This is a genomic window from Methylophaga sp. UBA3192, assembly GCA_002363955.1.
Taxonomy (GTDB): Bacteria; Pseudomonadota; Gammaproteobacteria; order Nitrosococcales; family Methylophagaceae; genus Methylophaga.
Genome location: DEXE01000003.1, coordinates 384,347 through 399,903 on the forward strand (window position 1 = coordinate 384,347; position 15,557 = coordinate 399,903).

Annotated in this window: 15 protein-coding genes; 4 read left to right on the top strand and 11 right to left on the bottom strand. The window is 47.1% G+C overall.

Annotated elements, in window-relative coordinates; genetic code table 11:
- Nucleotides 1-218 precede the first annotated feature (218 nt).
- Together B2337_RS03450 and B2337_RS03455 are read left to right on the top strand one after the other, a co-directional pair.
- Nucleotides 219-2,612 (top strand): Rne/Rng family ribonuclease, encoded by a 2,394-nt coding sequence (locus B2337_RS03450; protein WP_292414001.1) that lies wholly within the window; start codon nucleotides 219-221, stop codon nucleotides 2,610-2,612.
- A complete protein-coding gene (locus B2337_RS03455) occupies nucleotides 2,596-2,889 on the top strand; it encodes a hypothetical protein (RefSeq protein WP_292362287.1) in 294 nt (97 codons plus the stop codon). Before B2337_RS03450 ends, B2337_RS03455 begins: the two co-directional genes overlap by 17 nt.
- Here the strand turns inward: B2337_RS03455 and kdsB are convergent.
- Genes kdsB through B2337_RS03490 form a run of 7 tightly spaced genes read right to left on the bottom strand, consistent with a single transcriptional unit; the run spans nucleotide 2,857 to nucleotide 9,906 of the window.
- Nucleotides 2,857-3,615, bottom strand: coding sequence for a 3-deoxy-manno-octulosonate cytidylyltransferase (gene kdsB / locus B2337_RS03460; protein WP_292414002.1), 759 nt, complete (start codon nucleotides 3,613-3,615; stop codon nucleotides 2,857-2,859). The genes B2337_RS03455 and kdsB overlap by 33 nt on opposite strands.
- Nucleotides 3,615-3,794, bottom strand: coding sequence for a Trm112 family protein (locus B2337_RS03465; RefSeq protein WP_292362289.1), 180 nt, complete (start codon nucleotides 3,792-3,794; stop codon nucleotides 3,615-3,617). The genes kdsB and B2337_RS03465 overlap by 1 nt, the downstream gene beginning before the upstream one ends.
- Complete coding sequence (gene lpxK, locus B2337_RS03470) at nucleotides 3,787-4,779, bottom strand: tetraacyldisaccharide 4'-kinase (protein WP_292414004.1); 993 nt, start codon at nucleotides 4,777-4,779, stop codon at nucleotides 3,787-3,789. The genes B2337_RS03465 and lpxK overlap by 8 nt, the downstream gene beginning before the upstream one ends.
- Nucleotides 4,779-6,533: a lipid A export permease/ATP-binding protein MsbA gene (msbA, locus tag B2337_RS03475; RefSeq protein WP_292362291.1), complete on the bottom strand. Its 1,755-nt coding sequence runs from the start codon at nucleotides 6,531-6,533 to the stop codon at nucleotides 4,779-4,781. The genes lpxK and msbA overlap by 1 nt, the downstream gene beginning before the upstream one ends.
- Nucleotides 6,530-6,955, bottom strand: a complete 426-nt coding sequence (locus tag B2337_RS03480) for an ExbD/TolR family protein (RefSeq protein WP_292362292.1) — start codon at nucleotides 6,953-6,955, stop codon at nucleotides 6,530-6,532. The genes msbA and B2337_RS03480 overlap by 4 nt, the downstream gene beginning before the upstream one ends.
- Nucleotides 6,952-7,587 (bottom strand): MotA/TolQ/ExbB proton channel family protein, encoded by a 636-nt coding sequence (locus B2337_RS03485; protein WP_292362293.1) that lies wholly within the window; start codon nucleotides 7,585-7,587, stop codon nucleotides 6,952-6,954. Before B2337_RS03485 ends, B2337_RS03480 begins: the two co-directional genes overlap by 4 nt.
- A 51-nt stretch (nucleotides 7,588-7,638) precedes the next feature.
- Entirely contained in the window at nucleotides 7,639-9,906 is a 2,268-nt protein-coding gene (locus tag B2337_RS03490; RefSeq protein ID WP_292414005.1) for a DNA internalization-related competence protein ComEC/Rec2, read from the bottom strand.
- Between the two features lie 107 nt (nucleotides 9,907-10,013).
- Here B2337_RS03490 and B2337_RS03495 point away from each other — a divergent pair, with 107 nt between their 5' ends.
- The gene (locus B2337_RS03495; RefSeq protein ID WP_292362295.1) at nucleotides 10,014-10,496 is read left to right on the top strand and encodes a DUF2062 domain-containing protein; all 483 of its coding nucleotides are present in this window, start codon (nucleotides 10,014-10,016) and stop codon (nucleotides 10,494-10,496) included.
- Nucleotides 10,497-10,498: 2 nt separating this feature from the next.
- Here B2337_RS03495 and lolD read toward each other — a convergent pair whose 3' ends face one another.
- Genes lolD through rpiA form a run of 3 tightly spaced genes read right to left on the bottom strand, consistent with a single transcriptional unit; the run spans nucleotide 10,499 to nucleotide 13,126 of the window.
- A complete protein-coding gene (lolD, locus tag B2337_RS03500) occupies nucleotides 10,499-11,176 on the bottom strand; it encodes a lipoprotein-releasing ABC transporter ATP-binding protein LolD (RefSeq protein WP_292362296.1) in 678 nt (225 codons plus the stop codon).
- Nucleotides 11,169-12,416 carry a lipoprotein-releasing ABC transporter permease subunit gene (locus B2337_RS03505; RefSeq protein ID WP_292362297.1) on the bottom strand — a complete coding sequence of 416 codons (1,248 nt, stop codon included), beginning with the start codon at nucleotides 12,414-12,416 and terminating at the stop codon, nucleotides 11,169-11,171. Before B2337_RS03505 ends, lolD begins: the two co-directional genes overlap by 8 nt.
- A 47-nt stretch (nucleotides 12,417-12,463) precedes the next feature.
- Entirely contained in the window at nucleotides 12,464-13,126 is a 663-nt protein-coding gene (gene rpiA / locus B2337_RS03510; protein WP_292362299.1) for a ribose-5-phosphate isomerase RpiA, read from the bottom strand.
- Nucleotides 13,127-13,243: 117 nt separating this feature from the next.
- On the opposite strand from rpiA, the gene ilvA reads away from it, so the two are divergent.
- Complete coding sequence (gene ilvA, locus B2337_RS03515; protein WP_292362300.1) at nucleotides 13,244-14,758, top strand: threonine ammonia-lyase, biosynthetic; 1,515 nt, start codon at nucleotides 13,244-13,246, stop codon at nucleotides 14,756-14,758.
- On the opposite strand, the gene B2337_RS03520 is transcribed toward ilvA, so the two are convergent.
- Nucleotides 14,759-15,469: an SIMPL domain-containing protein gene (locus B2337_RS03520; RefSeq protein WP_292414006.1), complete on the bottom strand. Its 711-nt coding sequence runs from the start codon at nucleotides 15,467-15,469 to the stop codon at nucleotides 14,759-14,761. It abuts the gene before it with no gap.
- Nucleotides 15,470-15,557 lie beyond the last annotated feature (88 nt).

The following is a 15,557-nucleotide window of genomic DNA, read 5'->3' on the forward strand; positions in this document are numbered from 1 at the left end:
TAAAGAGAGTCGCAAGCCGTTATGTAGCGTTGCAGAACCCTATTGCAGCCACAATGTGATGACATTGTATTAATGACCAGCAATCTGATGATTCGATGCTGGCAGTGCCCGACTAGTTGATTATATTGCTGATAAAACGCCGTTCTGGATCTGGGCAGGCTGATGCCGCCCGGCTTACTGGCTGTACCGACGCGTGAACCTCTAACTGAGGTTTATGAATGAAACGAATTTTAATTAACGCAACACACGAGGAAGAGTTGCGTGTCGCGATGGTCGATGGCCAGCGCTTGTTCGATCTGGATATCGACACCCCTTCCAGAGAGCAAAAGAAAGGCAATATTTATAAAGGTAAAATCACTCGTGTAGAACCCAGCCTTGAGGCTGTTTTTGTTGAATACGGTTCTGAACGCCAAGGCTTTCTGCCACTAAAAGAAATCAGTAAAACGTATTTCAGACAAACTAAAGATGACGGCGAAAATAATGGCCGCATTAATGTGCAGGATGTGCTTTCTGTTGGCCAGGAACTGGTTATTCAGATTGAAAAAGAAGAGCGTGGCAATAAAGGCGCTGCACTGACAACATTTATCAGCCTGGCAGGTCGTTATCTGGTTCTGATGCCAAACAGCCCACGTGCCGGTGGTATTTCTCGCCGCATTGAAGGCGATGATCGCGCTGAACTGCAAGAAGCCTTACGTGAGCTGGAAATCCCTGAAGGTATGGGCATGATTGTCCGCACAGCTGGGGTTGGCAAGCAAACTGAAGAACTGCAATGGGATCTGGAATATCTGGTTCAGTTATGGACAGCCATTGATTTAGCCACCAAAGACCGCGCTGCACCGTTTCTGGTGTATCAGGAAAGTAATATCATCATCCGTGCATTACGTGATTATTTACGTAAAGACATTGGTGAAATTCTGGTGGATTCCCCTGAGGTTTATCAAACCGGTTACGATTTCATGCGTATGGTGATGCCGCATGAATTAAGCAAATTCAAGCTGTATCAAGACAAAGTTCCATTATTTACCCGTTATCAGTTGGAAAGCCAGATTGAGAGCGCCTTCCGCCATGAAGTGCGTTTACCTTCCGGTGGTGCGCTGGTCATTGATCCAACGGAAGCGTTGATTTCAATTGATGTCAACTCGGCGCGTGCCAACAAGGGCGGTGATATTGAGGAAACTGCGCTCAACACCAATCTCGAAGCGGCAGAGGAAATTGCCCGTCAATTACGCTTGCGTGATTTGGGGGGGCTGGTGGTTATCGACTTTATTGATATGGGGCCAACCCGTAATCAGCGTGAAGTTGAAAACCGTTTGCGTGACCATTTGAAATCGGATCGGGCACGGGTGCAGATTGGCCGTATTTCCCGCTTTGGTTTGTTGGAAATGTCCCGTCAGCGTCTGCGTCCGGCATTAGGCGATGCACATCAGGAAGTCTGCCCGCGTTGCGCTGGTTTGGGCCATGTGAGAGGCGTTGAGTCCCTGGGTTTAGCGGTATTGCGTCTGGTGGAAGAAGAAGCGACCAAAGACAATGTCAGCCAACTGGTGATTCAATTGCCGGTTTCTGTTGCCACTTTTATGCTGAACGAAAAACGTGCTCAGATTGATGCGATTGAAAAACGTCACAATGTGCGTCTGGTGCTGATTCCTAATCCGCATCTGGAAACACCACATTACGATATCGAACGCATTAAAGATGGTAATGAAAAGCAGACCAGTAGCCATCAATTAATTACGACGCCAGAAATTGAAGCAACCGTTGTTTTAAAAGAAAAAGCCGTTTTGGAACAGCCTGCCGTTACCGGGATTGCTCCCATCGCTCCGGCGCCGATCATTAAACCTGCTGCGGCTGAGCGCAAACCAAGTCTGCTGAAGCGTTTATTAGGTGTCTTAACAGGAGCTCCTGTTGAAGAGTCTGTCGATACATCAAAGCAACGTGCCGCAGAAAAAGAGACTGATGTGGAAAAAGAAGCGAGAAATCAAAACCGTCGCAGTCGAGGTCGAAATAATAGCAATCGGCGAAATAACCGTCCCCGTCGTCCGGATGCTAATGCCAGTGATGAGCCGAAAAGTGCTAAAACTTCCGAATCTGCTTCAGCTGAAACCGTAATGCCGGATAATAAGCCTGCAACGGATACGACTGGTGACGATAAAACACGTAATCCAAACGCAAAACGTTCGCGTCGTGGCGGACGCCGACGTCGTGGACGTGGTGAAGGTGATACAGCAGCTACGGGTGCCGTTACCACGGATTCTGTAGAAAAAGCTGAACCCGTCGAAAAAGGCAACGCTATTCCGACACCGCCGCCAGAAGTGAATGGCAATGCGATACCTGCGCCGGAACCGGAAGTAAATGGTAATGCCATTCCAGTATCGACTGAGCCAGAGGTGGACGGTAATAAAATACCGCAAAAACCAGCGCCACGCCGCTCACGTACTAGCACCGGTGCCAGCAGTAATAATCGTCGCCGACGTGGTGCACCTCCAAAAGACAAAGAAAATCGTGATGCAAATGAGGTAGAAAAAAATCCTGCTTCGGCTGATAATGAGACTCAGAAGGTTGAAAAAACAAAACCAACGGAAGAGAGTCCTAAAGCAGATGCCAAGGAATCATAAATTTACCTGTGACGACTTGCTGAACCTGATTGGTCAGCAAGTCGTATACCACCATCAACGCTGTGAAATTATTGAGTTGTTAGATGGCTGTGAACTGGTATTACAGGAGCTCAATCAGGACAGTAATATCCAGCCAACACAATATGGAGAAGGGCATCGCCCGGTTCCTGTGACCCATGTTTTACCGGTTTTTGATGGTGAAGGTGAACTGCATGCCGAATTAGTCTCAGCTGGTCTGGATCAATTACTGAGAGAGCAAGGCCTCTACGGCCAGTAAGTCCTGTTCAGTATCAACTCCATGTCCAGGATCAACCTGAGCTTCTGTCAAGTGAATCCGATTGCCATGGTAAAGCGCCCGAAGCTGTTCCAATGATTCAAATTGTTCCGGCGGCGCAGGCGGTAATTCATGATAACGATGCAAAAAATCTGCTCGATAGGCATACATACCAACATGCTTTAAATGCGGCATAGTGACGTTGTCGAGTGCCTGTTTGTTATTAAAATGCTCGCGTAACCATGGAATAGGGGCGCGGCTGAAATACATCGCATAACCTTTAGCATCCACCACTACTTTAACGATATTAGGATCAAATACCTGTTCAGCGTTTTCTAGCGGGCTGTATAACGTAGTAATTGCAGCTTCACGATGGTGCGCCAAATCCGCTGCCACCTGATTAATCAACACGGCTGGCAAACAGGGCTCATCTCCCTGTACATTGACCACTAAATCATCGCCATGAAATGCCCTTAACTGAGCCACTTCAGCCAAACGATCAGTGCCGGAAATATGATCATCCCGGGTCATGCAGACATCTGCACCAAAACTTTTCGCTGCATCGGCAATACGCTGATCATCTGTTGCGATAATGACTTCACTCGCTTCACTGGCCAACGCGCGCTCATAGACATGCTGAATCATCGGTTTGCCTGCAATTTCACGCAAAGGTTTACCGGGTAGCCGGCTTGAGGCAAAGCGGGCGGGTATAATGATTTTAAATTGCATCAGTCGATTTCTTCCGCAGTCAGTTCACGCGCCTCATCTATCAGCATGACTGGGATTTCATCCCGAATGGGATAGGCGACCCGACAGGCTTTGCAAATCAATTCCTGCGATTGCTTTTGATAGACAACGCTACTCTTGCAGACAGGACAGGCAAGTATTTCCAATAAGGTCTTATCCATGTAAAAGCTCTCTTAGTTTTTTATCGATTTCAGGGCCAAGCGAAGGGCTCAGCTGCGCCTCAGCAGGCACATACCACATGTTGTTTGTCGCAAATGCCTGACATTTTACCGCATCTTTTTCTGTCATCAGTATGGGGTATGGCTCGGCAAACTGGAAATCAGCGGCAGTATAACGATGATGATCCGCAAAGGCATGCGGGATAACGGTTAAGCCGAACTGTTGTTGCAATTGGTCAAAAAAACGCTGTGGATGTCCGATACCGGCAACGACATGAACAGGTGTATTGCTAAATTCACATAACGGTTTTTGAGTTATTTCTTTCTGCAATTGAATAGCTTGCTGGATCTGTAGTTGCATCGTCAGATCAGCATTACTTCCCTCACCATGGTGAATAATAAAATTGACCGTTTGTAACCGCGAGGTTGATTCTCGCAATGGTCCTGCAGGTAAACAAGCCTGATTTCCCAGACCGCGATTCTTATCAAGAATGACGATTTCCAAATCTCGTTGCAGTCGGTAATGCTGCAAACCATCATCAGTGATAATGATATTACAGTCATTTTCTGCCAGTAACTGTTTGCCGGCTGCAAGCCGATCTGCAGCAACCACTACCGGACACTGAGTGCGCCGATGGATCAACAGCGGTTCATCGCCGACTTCTGAAGCCAGGCTGTGTTGATGCACATTGCAGGGATAGTGTTCGGCTTTGCCACCATAACCACGACTGATAATACCCGGCCGCCAACCCTGCTGTTTTAAATACCGGGCTAACCAGATGACAAAAGGCGTTTTGCCGCTGCCACCTACACTGATATTACCCACCACAATTACCGGTACCGGCAATGACAATTGCTTGAAGAAGCCAACCCGATATGCCTGGCGTCGCAGCAGAATAATCAGTCGATATAGCCAGCTTAAAGGCAATAATAACCAAGTGAGCGGAGTGGGGTGATACCAGCTATTGGTTAGCCAATCGGTTTTCATTATTGCTGCTGAAACTGCAAGCGATGTAATTCAGCATAGTGATGACCTTTCTCCAGCAATTGCTGATGTGTACCTGTCTCGACAATATGTCCGTCATGCATCACCACAATAAGATCAGCCTTTTCTATGGTGGAAAGCCGGTGAGCAATCACCAGAGTTGTCCGGCTTTGCATCAGGTTTTCTAATGCTGATTGAATATGTCTTTCGGCTTCAGAGTCAAGTGAGGCGGTGGCCTCATCCAGAATCAGAATAGGCGTATCACGTAACAAGGCTCGGGCAATGGCAAGACGTTGGCGTTGCCCGCCGGAGAGTAATACGCCATTCTGTCCGACTTGAGTTTGCAAGCCTTCGGGCAGTTTCTGGATGAACTCCCAGGCATGTGCGGCTTTAGCTGCTTCAATAATTTTTTCTTCAGCAATGTCTTCCTTCTGTCCGTAGGTAATATTATTGGAAATAGTATCGTTGAACAGAATAACTTGTTGATTGACTAGAGAAATCTGTTTACGCAAATCCAGTAATTTAAGTGTGGTGATATCAATATCATCAATTAAAACCCGACCTTCAGTCGGCGAATAAAACCGAGGTAACAAACTTACCAGAGTGGTTTTACCACTGCCGGAATGGCCGACAAAAGCGATAGTCTGACCCGCCTTAATTTCAAAGCTGATGTTGTCCAGCACTTTTCGTGACGTAGTGTCGTACTGAAAGCTGACCTGTTCGTAGCGAATATCACCTTTAGCACGTTTAAGCTGTTGCTCGCCGGTATCGGCTTCTGGTTTTTGATCCAGCATGGTAAATACACTGTCAGCGGCGGCAATACCCGCCTGCAGTTTGGAGTTAAGTTTGGTGAGGCGTTTAAGCGGTGTCAGAATCATAAACATCGCCGTGATGAAGGAAATAAAAGTGCCCACAGTAATCTGTTCAAGCATCTGCGGTAAGGTGGCCAGATAAATAACAACGGCTAAGCCCAGAACGGCAATCAATTCAATAATTGGCTGACTGGTTGCCTCAGTAGCGATTTTTTTCATCCGCTGACGACGATTGAGCTGATTGACCTTGTCAAAACGTTTCGCTTCATATTGCTGGCTGCCAAAGGTTTTGACTTCACGGTGCCCCTCGATAACCTCACTGGAGGTATGACTCACATCGCCCATGGAGTCCTGAATAGTTTTACTGATGCGTCTGAAACGGGTACTGATTTTGTAGACCAGTAAACCGATAAATGGCACGGTCAGCAAGATGATTAATGACAGCATGCCGTTCAGATAAATCATCCATGCCAGTAAGCCGATAATTGTCAATGTATCCCGAACCAGTACCAAAATGGCATCGGTGGCAGCATCAGCTACCTGCTCAACGTCATATAACAATTTTGACATCAGCTGACCGGAAGTACTTTTGTCATAAAAGCTGGCGGGTAAGGTCAGCAAACGATCAAACATTTCCGTTCGCAAGGTCATGATCACATTCCGGGCGATCCAGCCCAAACCATATGTAGTCAGGAAATTGGCAACGCCTCGAATCAGAAAAATACCGATTAATGCGATGGGTATCCATTTAATAATAAACGGATCTTTTTCAACAAAACTGCCATCCATCAGGGGTTTCATCAAGGCGGCCATGGCCGTTTCGCTGGCAGCATAAACAAGCATGGACAAAATAACAGCGCCAAACACCAACCAGTAAGGTTTTACATAGGAAAGCAGGCGCTTATATAGTTGAAAAGCGCTCATCTCGCTGGCAGTTTGTTTCATGGAATCTCAGTTGTTTTTTGGCGTGTTGCCAGTGTCAAACGGGTAAAACCAAGTAATTGTGCTGCATCCATTGCCGTCACAATATGCTGGTATTCGGCATTGGCATCTGCACTGATAATAATGTGCGGATTGTCATTATCCCCTGCGGTGGTTTTTAGCAAATCACGTAAGGCATCACGTGTCAGCTCGGTCATTGGGATATCGTTGACCAGCACTTCACCATTCGCCCGAATGATAATATCAATCGGTGATTCCTGTTCGGCTAATGCCTGACCGCTGGCTTCAGGTAAATCCACTTTTAGAGAGCTTTCCCGAATAAAGCTGGTGGATACCATAAAAAACAGCAGCAACAGAAACACCACATCAATCATCGGAGTCAGATTGACGTCGGGCTCTTCAGAGTTCCGCGGCAACAGTTTCATTGCGAACGCGCCTCATCAGGATCAAACTCACGTTCGCCATGTAACATTTCGATTAACTGCATGGCCTGTTCTTCCATGCTCACTACCAGCTGATTAATTTTGCCGCGGAAGTAGCGATAAAAGATTACACTGGGAATGGCCACAACCAGACCGGCAGCAGTAGTGAGTAAAGCCTCGGAAATACCGCCTGCGAGCGTTTCCGGATTGCCGACACCTTCCAGTGTGATGACCGCAAAGACTTTGATCATACCAATGACCGTACCTAACAATCCTATTAAAGGTGAAATCGCCGCAATGGTTCCCAAGGTATTGAGATTGCGTTCCAGCTGCTGGGTGACGTGACGTCCGGTATCTTCAATGCTTTCCTTGGTGATCTCACGGGAACTGTTGCGATTAATCAGACCGGCCGCGAGAATTTGACCGAGAGGAGAGTTCTTTTGCAGCGAATTAATGCGGTATTGGTCGATTTGCTTGAACTGTAACCATTGCCAGATTTGGGTGATTAATTCAGGTGGTGCAATTCGACGTTGTTGCAGGCTCCAAAATCGCTCGGCAATAATCGCAATGGCAATTATCGAACAGCCAAGTAGCGGTAACATCAGCCAGCCACCTGCTTTAAATAGTTCCAGCATGCTCCATCCGTCCCAGTGAAATAAATGTTGCCATGATACGTGAAAACGCATTTATTCAGTAGCGTTACGCATCCATAATCTTCGATGTTGTTCACGCCAGCCTGTGGGCATTAAATTCATTTTTCGATCGAGTTTGATAAACAATGCGCCCAGCCTGCCCGTTTGATAGGTTTTGCTACCCATCTCATGATAGCGGGCAACTACATCGGCAGCAGGAAAGTTATAACGATTTTGATAGCCGCTGGCAAATAACACAAATCGGGGGGAAACCTGCTGGATAAATGCCAAAGAAGATGAACTGCGACTGCCATGGTGAGGTGCGATTAAAATATCGGCATTGAGTTGGCGGGCATATTGTCTGACCAGGCCGGATTCTGACCGTCGTTCAATGTCACCGGTTAATAAGATGCTGCCATATTGACTGCTGATTTTGAGGACACAGGATAAGTCGTTCCGACTGCCGCTATCATTATTAGACGGATGTAACACCTCAAATAGAACCTCATCCCATTGCCATGATTGACCCTGCTGACAAAGCGCACTGTCAGTTAGTTTATCGGGATCACTACTCAGGATTTGTCTGGCAGGATAATTAGACAAAACCGCATGAGCTCCACCGATATGATCATTATCCGCATGACTAATCACCAAGGTATCCAAGTTTTTTACGCCAAGATGACGAAGGTACGGTACAACGACTGCCGAGCCGGTATCAAAATCACCAAATGTCGGACCCGTATCAAACACCAGAGTATGATTTTGGGTTTGTACAACGGCTGATAAGCCTTGGCCTACATCTAATAATGTAAACCAGATTTCAGCCGCATCAGGTCGTTTTGGGCTGTACCAGAATAGCGGCAGGATCAATATGAGGCCTAGCCAGCGTAACGGCCAACCGCGCGGTGCGAGCAATATCAAGATGCCAATGACTGACAGACTAAGCAATCCGATGGAAAATACCGGAGTTTGCCAAACGGATATAGGTAATTGCGCCAGCCAATCCAGATACCACCACAATAACGACAATAGCCTTTCGGTAAGATGCAGCAGCCATGCTGCTATCTGTACATCAAAGCTTAAGAGCAGCAGTGTTAATAACAATAGCGGCACAATCAGAAAACTCACCAAAGGCACAGCCAGTAAATTGGCCAACGGTGCTATCAGAGAGGTTTCCTGAAAAAACAGCAGCAACAGAGGCGTCAAGCCAGCGGCTATCCAAAAGTGAATATGCAACCAAAGCCATTTTCGGGCAGGTTGTCGATATTGTGCTACGTACAAAATGCAGATGACGGCAGCAAATGATAACCAGAAACCCACGGCCAACACAGCAAACGGATCGATAAATAGAACAAGTATTAAACTCAGGCTTAACACCTGTAACGGTTCAACACGGCGCTTGATAAAAATACTGAGCATGACCACACTGACCATCACTAAAGCGCGTTGCGTTGGGATGGATAAACCGGCCAGCAGTGCATAAAACACAGCGAGTAAAAAGCCACCCATAGCGCCCGCTTGCCGATCACTTAATATTAATAAGTGTCGACTGCGCATCCGCCAAACGGTTTTGACAGCAAAAAATCCCAAAGCAGCCGCCAGACCAATATGTAGACCGGATATCGCTAACAGATGACTGGTACCAGTCTTTCTTAAGGTTTCCCATTGTTCTGGTTGCATGAGATCTCGACTTCCAACGCCCAGCCCCTGAATCAGGGCCAGATGCGAGCTATGTTCCATTAGAGAAGTCATCTTTTCGATTAATGTTGCACGCCAGTAGTTAACCGAATACATCGGGGCGGATTGTAACTTTTTATTCAGCTCTGATTGTCGTATATAACCTGTCGCGCCGATCTGTTGCTGGAATAACCAGGATTCATAATCAAAACCGCCGGGATTCGCCATGCCTTGAGGCATTTTTAAACGAACTAGCAATTGCCATTTTTCGTTGGCCTGGGGAGTGATATCTGGTGGAAAATACCAGCTTAGACGAAGTTTGGCGGGTAATTTTACGCTGCTGTTTTCTGGTTTGAATTCAAAACGAACGTGTTGAACGTTATGATGGGGAAGTGAAGTAATGAAACCACTGACCAGAATATCTTGTCGTTCAAGTGTGGCATCAAGTTGATTATCTAATCTGATATGCGTCTGGATACCGGTCCATAGTAGAGCAACAATAAACCACAAAATGGTCCATTGTGACCAACGCCAGGCAATAACAATCAAGGGGAATAGTGTGAGCAGCCAATACAATGAGGGTAGCTGCGGCAACCATGCCACTAATAAACAGCCTGACAAAAATGCAATGGCAGGTTTGATCATATATCCCTATAATGACCGCCGTTTGTCCGTAATGCTGAGACATAATGCCTCGTAAGTTCCTAAAACGAATAATGCCAGATCATGTGACGATGCGCGAGCATAAGCACATGCGTCGTTTTGGCGAAAGGATAATGGCTCCGGAATTATGGCACCTTAATCGCCGATCGGTATCTGCGGCAGTTGCGATAGGGGTTTTCTTTGCCTTTATACCGATGCCGGGTCAAATGCTGGTAGCTGGTCTGCTGGCTATCTGGTTACGGGTAAATCTGCCTATTGCAGTAATGTGTGTCTGGATAACCAATCCGTTGACCATGGCGCCAATCTACTTTTTTACTTACAAAGTCGGCGCTACATTGCTTGATGTACCACTGCGTACCCATGAATTCGCTTTTAGTCTGGAATGGTTGTGGCAGGAGATAGGCTTTGTCTGGCAACCGTTCTTACTTGGTTCGGTGGTTTGTGGTGCGTTTGCGGCCGTGGCCGGTGTCATTATCGTGCGATTGATCTGGCGTCTGGTGGTGATTAATAGCTGGTTAAAACGTTATCGCCGTCAAAAAGCACGACAGGATAACGACAATAACCAGCCATAAAGTCAGTTTTGTAACTTACCGTCGATTAAGGTTAATTGCTGATCCATTCTGGCAGCTAATTGACGGTCATGGGTCACTATTACCAGCGCAGTACCCAATTCGGCATTCAGTTGCATAATCAAATCAAAAATCCCTTCAGCGGTATGATGATCCAGGTTGCCGGTGGGCTCATCGGCCAATAGGCAGGCGGGTTTGGTAATCAAGGCACGGGCTAAAGCTGCACGTTGACGTTCACCACCCGATAATTCGCTGGGTTTGTGATGTACGCGATGGCCAAGGCCCACTTGTTGTAATAATTCAGATGCTTGTTGTTTCGCTGATTTAGGGTGCATACCGCCGATGACCAGAGGCATGGCGACATTCTCTTCTGCAGTAAACTCTGGTAGCAAATGGTGAAACTGGTAAACAAATCCCAAAGATTGGTTACGCAGTTTACTCAAAGCATTGACGGACAGCTTACTGATATCCTGATCCAATACTTCAATCTGTCCGCTGGTTGGGCTGTCCAGTCCACCTAAGAGATGCAGCAAGGTACTTTTGCCTGAACCGGAACTGCCGACAATCGCTATACGGTCACCTGCAACCACCTGAAGATTAACATCCTGTAATACAGGCGTTTCCAGATTGCCGTCTTTATATCGTTTCACCAGATTCTGGCAGCGAATCACATGATTAGTCATAGCGTAATGCCTCAGCCGGTTTCACCTGAGCGGCACGCCAGGAAGGGTAAATGGTCGACAGGATCGATAATACAAACGCGGTAATACCGATAACGGTCACATCATTCCAGTTTAGCTCTGAGGGCAGGTCACTAATGTAGTAGACCTCCGCTGGCAGGAATTGATAACCCAGCAGCATCTCAATCCAGGCAATAATATTCGATACATTCAGCGCCAGAATGACTCCGCCAATTACCCCCAGCAGGGTGCCTATCAGTCCAATCACAATGCCTTGCACCATGAAGATCCCCATAATGCCGCGTGGCGACATGCCCAACGTTCGCAGAATGGCGATATCTGAATATTTATCCGTGACCATCATTACCAATGTTGAAACAATGTTAAATGCTGCAACAGCGACAATCAGCATCAGGATGACAAACATCACGGTTTTTTCTGTTTTTAATGCACGGAAAAAGTTGGCGTGTTGATAGGTCCAGTCGGCTGCCCGGTATTCTGCTGGTAAGGTTTGTAATAAATCTCGGGTAATTCGTGGTGCCTGGTAAACATCATCCAGTTGTAAGCGCAGTCCTGTCACTTTACCGGGAATACGGAATAAATTAGCGGCATCCTCGATATTCATGATGGCCAGAGCACTGTCATATTCATACATTCCGATTTCAAACACACCGGCGACAGTCAAACGTTTCAGGCGAGGAATCACCCCCGCAGGAGTTGGGGTGACGTGCGGGGTTATGACAGTAATTTTATCGCCGGTGCCCACACCCATTGCGATAGCCAGATCCTTACCCAGAATAATGCCGTAACTTCCTGGTTGCAGAGAATCAAAACGACCCTGAATGATTTTGTCGCCAATCGAAGAGACTTTTGGCTCCAGAGCTGGATCCACACCGCGAATTTGGGTCCCACGAACCCGGCTTCCTTGATTCAGCATCGCCTGGCCTTCCACGAATGGGGCAGAACTCATGACGCGGGGAAAGCCTTCAATTAAAGCTTCTGCTTTTTGCCAGTCAGACAACGTGCCGCCGGAACCGGTAACAAAGGCATGCGAAGTCATTCCCAGAATCCGTTCACGTAATTCCTTTTCAAAGCCATTCATTACGGACAAAACAGTAATCAACGCCGCCACACCGAGTGCAACACCCAGCATGGAGGTCATGGAAATGAACGAAATAAAATGATTACGCCGTTTGGCCCGGGTATAACGGGTGCCGATATAGACACTTAGAGGTCTGAACATATTTTCGCTCTGGCAAAATGCCCGCCTTAACAGCGGGCAGGTGCAAATTATTTAGGATGGACGGTTTGAGTGCCGTTTTCGGTGCCAAGCAACAACACATCCGCAGGACGCATGGCAAACAAGCCGTTAGTCACTACGCCTACGATATCGTTCAGCGTTTTTTCCAGTTTGATAGGTTCCATGATATCCAGACCATGTACATCCAGGATGACATTATGATTATCGGTGATCACACCTTCACGATAAACCGGTTGGCCGCCCAGTTTGACAATCTCACGCGCAACATAACTACGAGCCATCGGAATGACTTCAACCGGTAACGGGAATTTACCCAATACATCGACCAATTTGGTTGCGTCAGCAATACAGACAAATTTATCAGCAACCGCAGCAATAATTTTTTCGCGGGTCAATGCACCGCCACCACCTTTAATCAGTTGCAGATTATGGTTGGACTCATCGGCACCATCGACATATACCGCGACTTCTTTCACATCATTTAAATCAAACACTTCAATGCCATAATCTTTTAAACGCTGTGTGGAAGCATTGGAGCTGGACACGGCACCTTCGATGCGATGTTTGATAGTCGCTAAGGCATCGATAAAGTGATTAACGGTAGAGCCAGTGCCTACACCTACAACACCGTCGGTAGTAATATATTCCAAAGCCGACCAGGCAGCTTGTTTCTTCATTTCATCAGCAGTCATTGCGATTCCTTGTTAATTTGAATGGCTTGATTTTATCCGGCTAATTATAGAGATAAATAGCGGTCAATGGTAACGTAGTCATCTTTCGTTAACCTAACAGACTGAATCTGGAACCCCATGCTCACAGGCTATGTAGAAAAAATCCTCAAAGCGCGCGTTTATGATGTCGCTATCGAAACACCTTTGGATTTGATGCCAAGATTATCCAAGCGACTGGATAATCAGATTCTGATTAAGCGCGAAGACTTGCAGTCGGTATTTTCCTTTAAGTTACGTGGCGCTTATAACCGGATGAGTCATTTAACTGAAGCCGAGCGTATACAGGGTGTCGTCGCCGCTTCAGCTGGAAACCATGCGCAGGGCGTGGCATTGGCCGCCAATAAAATGGGCATTTCTGCGGTGATTGTGATGCCCGTCACCACGCCTCCCATCAAGGTCGAAGCGGTACGTATGTTAGGTGCTGAAATTACCTTGCATGGCAACAGTTACGATGAAGCCTTTGATTATGCTAAGCAGGTTTCAACTGATCAGGGCAGGGTGTTTATTCATCCCTATGATGATCCATTGGTGATCGCCGGACAGGGCACAATTGCAATGGAAATCATGCGCCAGCATCCGGATCCGGTATACGCGGTATTTATTCCCGTAGGTGGTGGCGGATTACTGGCTGGAATGGCGGCTTATATCAAAGCTATCTGGCCTGAAATTAAAATCATTGCGGTTGAGCCGGCAGATGCTGCCAGCCTTAAAGCTGCTCTGGATGCGGGGGAGCGTGTCAAATTGGATCAGGTTGGTTTGTTTGCCGATGGTACAGCGGTCAGGCAGGTTGGCGAAGAGCCGTTCCGCATTGCACAAAAGACGGTCGATCATGTGGTCACCGTGGAAACAGATGAAATCTGTGCGGCGATCATGGATGTCTTTGACGATACCCGTTCGATTGCGGAGCCATCAGGTGCCTTATCGATTGCTGGTGCGAAAAAATACATTCAGCAAAATGGTTTACATAATAAAACCATGGTGGTGATTAACAGCGGCGCTAATATGAACTTCGACCGGTTACGGCATGTGGCTGAACGTGCCGAAATCGGTGAACGCCGGGAAGTGTTGTTTGCCGCTACCATTGATGAACAGCCGGGCAGCTTTCAGCGCTTCTGCAAAGCATTGGCAGATCGAGGCATCACCGAATTCAATTATCGCTACGCTGATAATCAGCAGGCACATGTATTTGTCGGTGTACGTATGTCGGGGCGTGAAGAAGAGCGGCAGATTTTGTTTGAGAACCTGACGCAGGCAGGTTATCAATGGATTGACTTCACCGATAATGAAATGGCCAAATTGCACGTTCGGTATATGGTGGGCGGACATGCACCTCAAGCCGAAAATGAGCGTTTGATTCGCTTTGAATTTCCAGAGCGGCCGGGTGCGTTGTTACGCTTTCTGACACATATAGGCCAACGCTGGAATATAAGCCTGTTTCATTATCGAAATCATGGTGCTGCCTATGGCAGGGTACTGGTTGGTATCCAGGTGACGCCTGAATTCAATGAAGAATTTCAGGCGTTTCTGGACAACCTCGGCTATGTCTATTGGCTGGAAACCGATAACCCGGCCTATGATTTGTTTCTCAAGTGATCAATCGGTCAAGGTAGTGGTATCGCTGATTAACTGAATCTGCCCATGCACATCAACAGACACTTTATTACTGCCCGCTTCCAGAGCTGCCGGTGCACTTTTGCTACTCATATCGGCAGACATCATCATACTGCTTTCCATGCGATGAACCGGGGCATAACCGCTGGTGTTCACTGATAAATTGACCAGACGATAACCCGGCTCATCAAATTGCTGCTGAATCAATGCCGCCTTCTCGCGAAATTTGCTGATAGCTTGCTGCATTAATTCGTTCTGGGTGGATTCGATTAATTCATCAGACAGCGAAAATACTATCGATTGCACGGTGCCCAAATCCTGCACGTCACCTAACAACTCACTCATTTGTGTGAAATCATGGCTATGCAGACGAATTTGCTGGCTAACTTGCCAGGAAACGATTTGGCTGTCTTTGTACATCGGGCGGGTTTGATAGCCGGTGGTTTGAGATTTTACCGAGTCATAAGCCTTGATTTTTTCCAACAGCTGATTACTGCGCTGATTGACCTGTTGGCCTAATTTAGTTGGATCTGTTCCATTAAGCATGACCTGAATGGCGCTGGTTACCTGGTCGTTAGCCACTTCTGTAGCCGCTGTTGCATTCAGGTTGACCAGATTAAAATTCAAATCATTTTCGGCAACCGCCACAGCGGATGACAACAACATCGTAAGGGCAAAAAAAGTGTTTTTCATAGAGAATGTTCCTGTGAAAGATAATTTGAAGTCGAGTTTGGCTTGCTGTCAGTACAGCATGATTGCTAAATTAACAGGATTTGGCTGA

Excerpts from the sequence above, each read along its gene's own strand:
- B2337_RS03465 (WP_292362289.1), bottom strand. The coding sequence starts at position 3,794 with ATGGATAAGACCTTATTGGAAATACTTGCCTGTCCTGTCTGCAAGAGT.
- rpiA (WP_292362299.1), bottom strand. The coding sequence starts at position 13,126 with ATGACTGCTGATGAAATGAAGAAACAAGCTGCCTGGTCGGCTTTGGAA.
- B2337_RS03490 (WP_292414005.1), bottom strand. The coding sequence starts at position 9,906 with ATGATCAAACCTGCCATTGCATTTTTGTCAGGCTGTTTATTAGTGGCA.
- B2337_RS03485 (WP_292362293.1), bottom strand. The coding sequence starts at position 7,587 with ATGCTGGAACTATTTAAAGCAGGTGGCTGGCTGATGTTACCGCTACTT.
- kdsB (WP_292414002.1), bottom strand. The coding sequence starts at position 3,615 with ATGCAATTTAAAATCATTATACCCGCCCGCTTTGCCTCAAGCCGGCTA.
- lolD (WP_292362296.1), bottom strand. The coding sequence starts at position 11,176 with ATGACTAATCATGTGATTCGCTGCCAGAATCTGGTGAAACGATATAAA.
- B2337_RS03495 (WP_292362295.1), top strand. The coding sequence starts at position 10,014 with ATGCGTCGTTTTGGCGAAAGGATAATGGCTCCGGAATTATGGCACCTT.
- B2337_RS03480 (WP_292362292.1), bottom strand. The coding sequence starts at position 6,955 with ATGAAACTGTTGCCGCGGAACTCTGAAGAGCCCGACGTCAATCTGACT.
- B2337_RS03450 (WP_292414001.1), top strand. The coding sequence starts at position 219 with ATGAAACGAATTTTAATTAACGCAACACACGAGGAAGAGTTGCGTGTC.
- B2337_RS03455 (WP_292362287.1), top strand. The coding sequence starts at position 2,596 with ATGCCAAGGAATCATAAATTTACCTGTGACGACTTGCTGAACCTGATT.
- msbA (WP_292362291.1), bottom strand. The coding sequence starts at position 6,533 with ATGAAACAAACTGCCAGCGAGATGAGCGCTTTTCAACTATATAAGCGC.
- ilvA (WP_292362300.1), top strand. The coding sequence starts at position 13,244 with ATGCTCACAGGCTATGTAGAAAAAATCCTCAAAGCGCGCGTTTATGAT.
- B2337_RS03520 (WP_292414006.1), bottom strand. The coding sequence starts at position 15,469 with ATGAAAAACACTTTTTTTGCCCTTACGATGTTGTTGTCATCCGCTGTG.
- lpxK (WP_292414004.1), bottom strand. The coding sequence starts at position 4,779 with ATGAAAACCGATTGGCTAACCAATAGCTGGTATCACCCCACTCCGCTC.
- B2337_RS03505 (WP_292362297.1), bottom strand. The coding sequence starts at position 12,416 with ATGTTCAGACCTCTAAGTGTCTATATCGGCACCCGTTATACCCGGGCC.